At 25.1% G+C, this 10407-nt stretch carries 11 protein-coding genes, 2 pseudogenes and 1 riboswitch; of the genes and pseudogenes, 3 read left to right on the top strand and 10 right to left on the bottom strand.

Going from position 1 to position 10407, the window contains the following annotated elements; translation table 11 throughout:
* Together KGF50_RS17840 and KGF50_RS17835 are read right to left on the bottom strand one after the other, a co-directional pair.
* A pseudogene (locus tag KGF50_RS17840) lies at positions 1-196 on the bottom strand (GGDEF domain-containing protein); the annotation flags it as partial.
* A 130-nt stretch (positions 197-326) separates the two neighbouring features.
* Complete coding sequence (locus tag KGF50_RS17835; RefSeq protein WP_227849308.1) at positions 327-746, bottom strand: DUF3785 domain-containing protein; 420 nt, start codon at positions 744-746, stop codon at positions 327-329.
* Between the two features lie 325 nt (positions 747-1071).
* On the opposite strand from KGF50_RS17835, the gene KGF50_RS17830 reads away from it, so the two are divergent.
* Positions 1072-1254 carry a hypothetical protein gene (locus KGF50_RS17830; protein WP_227849307.1) on the top strand — a complete coding sequence of 61 codons (183 nt, stop codon included), beginning with the start codon at positions 1072-1074 and terminating at the stop codon, positions 1252-1254.
* A gap of 355 nt (positions 1255-1609) precedes the next feature.
* Positions 1610-2626: an alpha-hydroxy-acid oxidizing protein gene (locus tag KGF50_RS17825; protein WP_227849306.1), complete on the top strand. Its 1017-nt coding sequence runs from the start codon at positions 1610-1612 to the stop codon at positions 2624-2626.
* A gap of 210 nt (positions 2627-2836) precedes the next feature.
* Here KGF50_RS17825 and KGF50_RS17820 read toward each other — a convergent pair whose 3' ends face one another.
* The 3 genes from KGF50_RS17820 to KGF50_RS17810 form a co-directional block, all read right to left on the bottom strand.
* Positions 2837-3430, bottom strand: coding sequence for a peptidoglycan-binding domain-containing protein (locus tag KGF50_RS17820; RefSeq protein WP_227849305.1), 594 nt, complete (start codon positions 3428-3430; stop codon positions 2837-2839).
* 64 nt (positions 3431-3494) lie between these two features.
* Positions 3495-4520 (bottom strand): M56 family metallopeptidase, encoded by a 1026-nt coding sequence (locus KGF50_RS17815; protein ID WP_413926837.1) that lies wholly within the window; start codon positions 4518-4520, stop codon positions 3495-3497.
* Positions 4513-4887: a BlaI/MecI/CopY family transcriptional regulator gene (locus KGF50_RS17810; RefSeq protein ID WP_255287733.1), complete on the bottom strand. Its 375-nt coding sequence runs from the start codon at positions 4885-4887 to the stop codon at positions 4513-4515. The genes KGF50_RS17815 and KGF50_RS17810 overlap by 8 nt, the downstream gene beginning before the upstream one ends.
* 716 nt (positions 4888-5603) lie before the next feature.
* Positions 5604-5700, top strand: a riboswitch (cyclic di-GMP riboswitch).
* Positions 5701-5754: 54 nt separating this feature from the next.
* Between KGF50_RS17810 and KGF50_RS17805 the strand changes: the two genes are divergently transcribed.
* Positions 5755-5931, top strand: coding sequence for a hypothetical protein (locus tag KGF50_RS17805; RefSeq protein WP_227849303.1), 177 nt, complete (start codon positions 5755-5757; stop codon positions 5929-5931).
* A gap of 568 nt (positions 5932-6499) precedes the next feature.
* On the opposite strand, the gene KGF50_RS17800 is transcribed toward KGF50_RS17805, so the two are convergent.
* The 5 genes and pseudogenes from KGF50_RS17800 to KGF50_RS17780 form a co-directional block, all read right to left on the bottom strand.
* Positions 6500-7510 (bottom strand): biosynthetic peptidoglycan transglycosylase, encoded by a 1011-nt coding sequence (locus tag KGF50_RS17800; protein WP_227849302.1) that lies wholly within the window; start codon positions 7508-7510, stop codon positions 6500-6502.
* A gap of 127 nt (positions 7511-7637) precedes the next feature.
* Positions 7638-8144, bottom strand: a complete 507-nt coding sequence (locus KGF50_RS17795) for a 3'-5' exonuclease (RefSeq protein WP_227849301.1) — start codon at positions 8142-8144, stop codon at positions 7638-7640.
* Positions 8145-8302: 158 nt separating this feature from the next.
* Positions 8303-8974: a hypothetical protein gene (locus KGF50_RS17790; RefSeq protein ID WP_227849300.1), complete on the bottom strand. Its 672-nt coding sequence runs from the start codon at positions 8972-8974 to the stop codon at positions 8303-8305.
* Positions 8975-9314: 340 nt separating this feature from the next.
* Positions 9315-9821 (bottom strand): flavin reductase, encoded by a 507-nt coding sequence (locus KGF50_RS17785; protein ID WP_227849299.1) that lies wholly within the window; start codon positions 9819-9821, stop codon positions 9315-9317.
* Positions 9822-10194: 373 nt separating this feature from the next.
* Positions 10195-10407: pseudogene (locus KGF50_RS17780) on the bottom strand (exonuclease); the annotation flags it as partial.

Raw genomic sequence — 10407 nt, 5'->3', positions numbered from 1 at the left:
CTTGAATACCATACAGTAAAGCTAATAAAAAATTTAATTTTAATAACATTAAACTACTTTGTTCAGTTTTGTAGTAATTAATTGAATTGTTAATTTCATCAATTCTTTTTTCAAAAAAGTCATTCTTATTTAATAGTTTTTCATTCAAGGTCAGTTTAAACATTGAGTCTAAAATTATACTATCTATATCTTCCAAATATTTATTATATATTGTAACCCACCTCCGACTTTCATTATCTCATAAATTTAGTAATTTTCCATACTATTTTTGAAAAAAGTCGGTGTCTTAATTCAGAAATTTCTCCTAAATTAAGACATAAGTTACACTAAACTATACAATTTTCTATTTGAATTATATAATCTTGACAATTTTCGCAAATTATCACACTTACAATATAACTATTATCAACTTTATTTGCTCTTGATAATTTATTAAAAGACATCCCTTTATAATCACTAGATATATTACTTATTACATATTTTCCATCTTTACTAAAAATATAAAAATGATATTCTAAAAATGGAAAGAATTTTTTCTTTTCTTTTACACCCTCCAAGCATAATGGGCATGCTTCTTGATAGTATTCTATATCAAAATCAACCTCTTCTGATTCATTAAGTATCTCAATTATTTTTGGAATACTTATTCCTTGAATTGGACTTTCTTCATCATTTATTAAAGCACTGCAATTATCCTCTTTTAATGAATATTCCTTATCTTCATATATAAACTTGTACAAACTCATATTATGTCCTCCTAATAATTATTAATCTCCCAAGTTATTCTACCACTTAAACATTCTTAATAAAAGTAATTGTTATATAATTTTATAATATTTGTAATTAAACAAGTTATATACATATATTGTATACATATAACTTACTTAATTATCTTAAAACCCAACTTTACGTTTTGAACATCCAGTTTTTCAAAACCTATTGTCAAAATTCACTTTACCTATTAATATAAGGATATAAATATAGAGATTGGATATAAATGTAACACACTTAATTATTTTTTAAGATACGATTTAGTATCAAATTTTATATATTGTATAGGGGGAGATACAGATGTATAAAGATAAAAGTGATGAATGTATACACTTAATGACTGCATATATTGATAGCATAAGTGGATATTATTCATTTATAGACACACAATTAGATGACTTTATGATGAAATATGGTGAAAACATTGTTGATTCAAATTTACATAGCATAATGATGTTGCTTTGTAAATGGGGATTAGCCTAACATTTTGAGCAACTTTTTTGTATATTGTATTCTATATTATTTATTCATTAATAAAAAAGAAATTGACATAAATTTAAAAACTATATTTAAAGGCTATATATAGATAAAAAAAATCTATATATAGCCTTTTTGAATTTTAATAAATATCTTATATATACACGATATCAACAAAAATAATTTAAGTTTATTTAAATTTTATTTATTTCATATGCTATAATTTACTTACCTACAATAATAAAATATCTAATATGTATTATTCAGTTTAACTAATCACAATATCATCTCTTCATTTACAATTAAGATATTTTCAATATAGTAATACTCAATTTTAATATAACGAAAAGGAGAATTTGATATGAACTATAATGAATTATTAAAATCTGCTAGAGAGAACTTTAATGGAAAATGTAAAGTCTGTAGGATTTGTAATGGATTAGCTTGTGCTGGAAATGTTCCTGGCATGGGAGGAAAAGGAAGTGGCTCTTCTTTTATAGAGAATAGAAGAAGCTTGGAAAGAGTAAAGATAAATATGAGAGTAATACATAATGTTTCAAATCCAGATACTACTATAGAGTTATTTGGTAAAAAAATGAGTGCTCCTATATTTGCGGCTCCTGTGTCAGGTACTATGTTAAATATGGGTGGTAAAATTTCTGAAAAAGAATATATAGAACCTGTTGTTAGAGGTTGCTCTAATTCTGGGATTTATGCCATGGTTGGCGATACCAATGTAGATACTTTTTTATTGAATAATTTAGATGTTTTAAAAGATAATGCTGGAGATGGAATTGTATTTATAAAGCCTTGGAAAAATTCAAAGATAATAGAAAAAATTAGATTATCTGAAGAAGCTGGTGCTTTTGCAGTTGGTGTAGACCTTGATGCTTGTGGATTGATTAATAATCAACTTCAAGAAAATCCTTTTTCACCTAAGACAGTTGATGAGATTAGAGAGTTGGTTGAAGCAACTAGATTGCCTTTTATAATAAAAGGGATTATGACTGTGGAGGATGCTTTGATGGCTGTAGAGTCTGGAGCTAGTGCTATTGTTGTTTCAAATCATGGTGGAAGAGTACTTGATTATACGCCTGGTACTTGTGAGGTACTTCCAGATATAGCTAAGGCTGTAAAAGGAAAGATAACTATACTGGCTGATGGTGGTGTTAGAACTGGTGTTGATGTGGTTAAGATGCTAGGTTTGGGTGCTGATGCTGTTTTAATGGGAAGACCTTTTGTTACTGCTTCTTTTGGTGGTGGTCTTGATGGTGTTGAGTTTTTTATAGATAAGGTTAGAAATGAGTTATGTGAGACTATGATTTTGACTGGTTGTCAAGAGGTTAAGGATATTGATAGTAGGGTTGTATGGAAATAAGCTTTCAATAAATAAAATTCTAACTTGCTATAAGTAGTAATAATTTTATTAGTATCTACAATCTTAGAAAATATAGTAAAATTTCTTACATTTCTCTTATACATTCATATACTTCTATTAAAGTTTATCTCTTAATTAATAAAAAAACTTCCTAATTAATATAATTTGATTCTATATTAATTAGGAAGTTTTAATAAAATTTAATATTTACTATAGACGTATTCCAAATGCACTCCAAGTAGATTTTCCAACTATGCCATCAGCAGATATTCCAAATTCCCTTTGACAAGTTTTAACAGCATTATATGTATCATCTCCAAATAAACTATCTGTTTTTACAGGGTGATTTCTAATACCTACTAAAAGTTGTGTTAAATGTACTGGATTACCACTTTTTGTGTGTCCATAACCAACTGTTGTTTCGGTTGAAACAGTATATGATTTTTTTCCAGTTACTCTAAAACTAGACACATAGTAATCAAGTACATATTCTCCATAAATATATCCATATGTACTTCTTGTAATAAGATAAGTACTCGCAAGTTGCTCAGGAATAAATATGTCATCATCAGCTTTAGGAGTAATATTTAATTCTCTACATGTCTCTTCATATTCTTCTTTTACTTTTTGAGGTGCATTTTCATATGTAAAATCATAACCTCTAATTGTAGCACTCGCTACAGGATCACCTAACTCTTCATAATTTACATTATTTTCGTCAACAGGGTTAGCAAACGAAATACTGCTAAAAGCAAGTACTAATATACTTGTGATAGCTAAAGTTTTTTTTAATCTTTTTAACATAAAACCTCCTTAATTGATATATCTTTATTAAATATTTATAAAAATCTTATTTTAAAGATTTTTATTATTGATAATCATATCCTATTCCTCTTGTAAATCCTCTACTTGCTTTATCTGGCAAATTTGAAAATACATTTGAATTAATAGTAAAATCAATTGACTCAAATTTTAAAAATGTAGAACCTGAAAGTAGACATAACACTATTATTAAAAAAATACCTTTTTTAGTTTTTCTATCAATTATACTATCTAATCTTCTCTCAAGATTCGTCTTATTAAATTCTGTAGTTAAAATCCCACTCTGATAATTTTTACTTAACTTAATTGACTTTATAAGTGCTAATGCATATTCTTTCTTCTCTTTTAAAGAACAATCATTCAAGACACTTTCATCACAACATAATTCACAATCGATATTTACTCTATTACTCATTATATAAACAAGTGGATTAAACCAATATATTATTTTCACAAATAATACTGCAAACTTTATCAAAAGATCTTTGTTTTTAAAGTGCATTAACTCATGTCTTAAAATCCAATTTAACTCATCCTTACTATAAGGATAATCTGGTAAAAATATGTACGATTTGAACAATCCCATACCTGCTGGACTTATCAGTTCATCAGAACCTCTTAATTCAATTTTCTTTTTTATATTTAACTCTTTCAGTAAATCTTTGTAAAGACAGTTAACTTCATCATCTTCTATATCATAAGATACATCAACTACAAGATTTTTAAATTTTGTATACTTTACAAACGTATATACTGCAATAACTATAGCTACAAATATCCATAAATAAGCTAAATACAACATAAAATTATTATCTGTAGGAATATTGATTCGTGTAATATTATTTCCTACTGCTGGATTGCTTTTTGATTCTTTTACTTCATACACTATTGTATAATTAAACATAAAAAGCAACATCCTAAAGACTATTATTAACCAAATATAATAATTGAACCTTTTACTAAAATTCTTAAATAAATATCTTTTCAAAAATAATAATAGACAAATACCAAGACTACATATAATAGTTGTCTGTATAAGATTTTCAAAAACTTGTACCATATAACTATTCATCCTTTAAATTATCAAAGTAATTTTCTAGAAAATCTAGCTTATTTTTATCTATAGCTTCATCCTCATGTAAAGCTGACATTAAACTTACCAAAGAATCATTATGTATGTTGCTTAGGAAATCCTTTGTCTCAAAGTTTAAATAATCCTGATGCTTAACCACTATTGTGTAATGTGTATACCTATCTATTTTTTGAGCATGTAGGAATTCTTTTTTTACTAGTCTTGATAAAAGTGTCAGTGTTGTGGTTTGTTTCCATCCATATTTTTGCTCCATTGCTTCAATAACATCTTTTGATGTTACTGTAGCATCTACTCTCCAAATAAATTTCATTACTTTTAGTTCTGCTTGTGGTATTTTTCTTATCATTATTTACACCTCCCCCAAAACTCTTTCTAACATAATTCTACAACAAGAGAATTTTTTAGTCAAATACTTTATGAAAAAATTGTGAATTTTTGCATTTTATGTTAATTTTCTAATCTTTTTTAAAATATTAAAAGTTAGATTTAATAATATAATTCATTAAAACTTTTATTATATTATTAATAACAACAATATATTAATATTTTTTATCTTGAGTAGTATCTAATTATGAATATTCTTTTTTACACACAAAGAACATTATAATACTTTTTGGGGAAATAAACTAGACTAATCTTTAAATCACTTTTGATATTAAATTTTTATGTATGTTTTTTAAAAAGCTCTTGTTTCAAAGCCAAGATACTTTATTTGCTTTACTACCACACTATAGTGTAAGTCTATTTATGCATAAATAAATTCTATCTCAATAGAGTCTTATATGCAAGAGAATTAAAGAAAACCTTTGCATCCAATTTTTACCATATAAATTTTTTTAAATTCTTCTTTTTTCATAATCTGTCATTTCATAAAATTTTTACTAGACTAAATTAATGATATGTGCTTTTTAACACACAATCACATAGAAGTATTTCCATATAATTTATGCATTTATTTTGTTTTTTGAAGAAAAATATTTTTCATAATTTAAAATTTTTTTTATTTTCTCACAATAATATTGAATAATGGATTATATTCTAGTATTATATAGGTGTAGAATAAAACTAAATCGGCAAAACTAGAGAAATTTAGTGACGCAAAGCTATAGGGACTAAGACTTATAAAGTATCTTATGAGTTATGTCAGCCAGTTGCCAAAAAGATATTTTTCTTTTTGTTTTTATGAAAGTTTTTTAGGGGGATAATAATATATATGTTTAAAGATAAAATGGATAGATGTACACACATGTTGACTGCATATATTGACAGTTCATATGATTATTGTGATTTTATAGATACACAGTTAGAAGATTTTATACTAGAGTACGGAGAAAATGTAGTAGAATCTTGTTTGCACCAAGTGATGGTATTGGTAAGTAAGTATAATTAAATAGATTTTATTTTCTAGAGAACCCTTTTTAGTTTTATCTACTTTTAAATAATCTTATACTAAATGATACAAATTTAACTCAAATATATTTCTTTTTTATATTATAATCCTTATATTTTATTTTTTATAAAATTCGATATAATGAAGATGTAAAATAATATCAAAAACAAAAAGAAACTTCACTCTATAACAATAGATTGTAGTTTTATAATCCACTATAGTAAGTTATTTTTTATAATACTCAATTTTTATATCAAGCCCAAAAGCACTCTTTTACTAAGAGTGACTTTTTAGTTTTTGAAAAACAATATATATTTCTTAAAAAAGAATAAATATATATAAATCTAACTGTTAAACTAACACTCTAAATAAAAATCAACTCTTTTCTCTAACTCCTTCCTTCATTAAGGTACAAACTGTGAAAGATAAAACTGTAAATATTTTTAAAGACATTATAAAGTAAATTTGCCACCGGAATTATAATATGGTGGCAAATTGGTGGCAAATAACCTATTTTGTTACATTTTCAGTTATTCAAATCATTGAAAACACTACATTTTTTACAAATTTAATCAATTTCTGATTTAAATGGAGTGTCATCAGCTTTTGCTATTCTGTATTCCTTATCAGTTATATAACCAAGCTCATGCATCTTATACAATACAGTCAACTGTCTCTTTTTAGCCTCTCCATGGTCAATATACCTAGCAGGATTATTGGTCATACCTGCAAGCATAGCACATTCAGATAGGTTTAACTCTCCAACTTTTTTACCAAAATACACTTCAGCTCCTTTTGCAGCTCCATATGCATTTTTTCCTAGATACATATTATTTAGATACGCTTCAAGGATTTCATCTTTACTCATAATCTTATTCATTTGCTTTGCATTATACATGTCCCTTATTTTTCTCTTCATAGTTTTATCATCACTTGTAAGCAGATTTTTTGAAACTTGCATATCTATAGTACTTCCACCTTGTGTTGTGTCTGTAAATACATTATTAAGTACTGACCTAGCTAAAGAAATAACATCCACTCCTTTATGCTTATAAAATCTCTCATCTTCTATGGAAACTATAGCCTGTTTTAAGTCCTTTGGCATTTGTTTTATACTGACAACCTCACTACTTATATATTTAGACCTAATTAGTTTTTTAGTGACTTCAGGTGAGCCTTTTATAGCTGAAACTGTAAAAATTGCACCTGCCACTGAAAATATAATGAGTGCCACTAGCATAACAGATAATAATGCTCTAGCTATTTTAATTCTCTTTTGCTTTCTTCTTTTTTTACTTTTTAATTTTCTATCTCTTTGCTTGTACTCAACTCTTCTTCTATCTCTTTGACCATAATCTGTATTTAAAGGTCTTACATTATCTCTTGTAAAACTATCTCTTTTTATAATATTTTGTGAATCTACCTTTTCATTCATTCTTTTACTAGAGGCTGTCTGAGAATTTTTATTTTTTTTACTTGTTGAAGTATAAGAATGTTTAGATTTTTTATTACTATCTTTATTATTACTGACTTTTTTACGTCTTATTTTATTATTATCATCATCATTGTAATAACCCATTTTAGTCTCCCTTCTTTATATAAGGTACATTATACATTGTTCCACAAAATAAATCAAAGAACAAAATTGTAAGTTTAAGGGTCAATTTTATAAAGGATATTTTCACTAATTTTCTCTATATTTGCGATTAATATTCATCTTTTATTTTTAAAAATAGCTTTGCAGTTGCTAAAGTGTCACTATCAGCTCTATGAGCATTTATATTCTCTATATTGTAATAAGCACAAGCTGTTTCAAGCTTCTTATTTTTTCCTTTATAACTTTTACATTTTTTTAATAATTCTAGTGTACATATATAATTATTTATTGGCTCTAAGTCCAACCTTCTAAGATAGTAATTTAAAAACTTTAAATCAAATTTTGCATTATGTGCAATTATAGTTCTATCACCTATGTATTTTCTAAATCTAGGTAAAACCAACTCTAAAGACTCCTCTTTTTCTACCATTTCATTACTTATATGTGTCAATTCTGTTATAAATGAAGAAATTATACCCTTAGGTTTTATTAACCTTGAATAGTTTTTTACAATTTCGTCATTTTTTATTTCTGTTACTCCTATCTCTATTATTTCACAACCTTTATATGGATCTAATCCTGTAGTTTCTAAATCTACAACTACATATTCTCTCATATCTCTTCTCCTTATTATCAAATGGATATATTTATATTCTATATTTATGCAATATACTAATCAATACTTAATTTTATATGATATATGAAATTTTTACAAATTTTACTAAAGATACAGTAGATATTTTATTATGAATAAGGATTATTTTACTATAATAACTAAATTTTTATCTTATTATCATTTAATCTATTTTGATAAACATTATTATTTAATTCTTTATTGCTTAATTCTTTAAAATCTAAACTTTTACATTGTTCATCATTTTCCCATATTCCTGCCTGCTTATTTCCATCACTTTTATATAATATACCTTTGCCATTTTTTTTATTATCCAAAAAATAGCCCTTATATATATCATTATTTGGATAAGTTAATTTTCCTAGACCATTTTTTAAACCATATTTAAATTCTCCTGTATATATTGAACCATCTCTATAAGTATATTTACCTATTCCATGCATCTTATCGTCTTTCCATAACCCTTCATATCTTTCCTTACTTGAAAAAATATATGTTCCAAATCCATTTTTCTTCCCATCAATAAACTCACCTTTGTATAAATCTCCATTATCATATTTGAATACTTTTTCTCCCTTTAATTTCTTATCAATATTCTTATTTTTATCATTATTTCTATCTTGTGTATATGTTTTTTCTCTCCTTGTCTCAATTAAATCTCTATCATAACGAAAACCTTTTTTTGACTTATTTTTTATACTAGTTTTTTTCTTATTAATAAAAACTCTAGCTAATTGAATAAATATAAACGCAGATGATAAACATATAAATACACATACTATTGTTCTAAAATAACTAGTTATACTTTCCATAAAAAATCACCCTTTTATTATAAAAATTTATTTAAAATACCTAATATAATATATATTTTTATCAGTTAACATTTATACTTTTAAGACTATATATTCAGTAAATCTCATTTTAAAATAATCGCTCTTAAAATAAACTAAGTACAATAAATGCAGATAATTAATAGATACATAAATACATATGAAATACCTTTAAATATTTCATATAAATACTTCTATATAAGTAAATAAAAAAGATGAACTCTAGAAAGTAGAGTTCATCTTTTAATAAAAAATGTCTATTTAATAGTAATTAAAAGAAAATACCTATTTACTATTAAAAATATTTTTTAATTTATTTTATCTATTCTTTTATAAGAACCTTTACAACTTCTGATATATACATAGTATGATAATCTTTATTTGGATACCACTTTTCATCATTTTCTTTAGCATCAAAGTTTTCTGGTGGCATAGTATCATGATATAATTTTTTACAAACCAGAATCATATTAGCTTCTTCAAAAGCTACTGTATCATCTACAAAATATGGTGTAAGTTCTGCTTTTTCTACTTTATTTATATCTCTACCAGAAATAGTACCACAAATATTTAAAGCTTCTCTGTATTTTTCATCAAAAAATGCAATTGTAAATGCGTCATTATTATCTACAAACTCTTTTGTATATCTCTGTGGTCTTATGTAAGTTGTTACAACATTTTTACTCCAATATACTCCAACACCACCCCAGCTTGCAGTCATTGTGTTAAATTTGTCTGAGTTTCCTGCTGTTATAAGTAACCACTCTTTACCAATTTTAGTGAATGGATTAAATTGTAGTTCTTCAATTTTTACTTCTTTAAATCCCATAACCTCATCCTACCCTTCATCTTTTAATAAATAAGTTATTTGTTAAAAATTTAAATATATGTACTTTTATAATACAGCTTCTAAGATTGTCTTCCATATTCATGTAAATTATAATACAACAAATCAATTACTTTCGCAAGAAGTAGTTTTTATATTTTTCAATCATAAAATGTCAATAAAATATATTAATTATAAAATATATAATACATTTCTTAAATTTAAAATACTATAATATTAAAAATGTAGAAAGCATATATACTTTCTACATTTTTTACTATTTTATATATTTCTATGGTAATTTAGTTCTATTTAAGTCTAGTTTTATTCAAAAACTATCATAATCATCAAATTTGGTTCTATTAGTTGTAACTTTCTATACTTTATTAATAACATTTAAGTTATTATTCTTATCAATATATATTTTCTCACTATCTAAATCTTCATCAAACATATTTATTATATTTTCTATTTCGTTTTTATATTCATCTTCATGTACTCTATAAAGCATTAAATCTTCTAATAAATCTTTTATATCAAAATACACATCTTCTAATAAATAAAAATATCCACCTTCTATATTCTTCAA

The sequence above is a fragment of the Clostridioides sp. ZZV15-6598 genome (genome assembly GCF_020657705.1).
GTDB classification, from domain to species: domain Bacteria; phylum Bacillota; class Clostridia; order Peptostreptococcales; family Peptostreptococcaceae; genus Clostridioides; species Clostridioides difficile_F.
The sequence above is the reverse complement of the archived record's forward strand: the minus strand, read 5'-3'. Positions and strand labels throughout refer to the sequence as shown.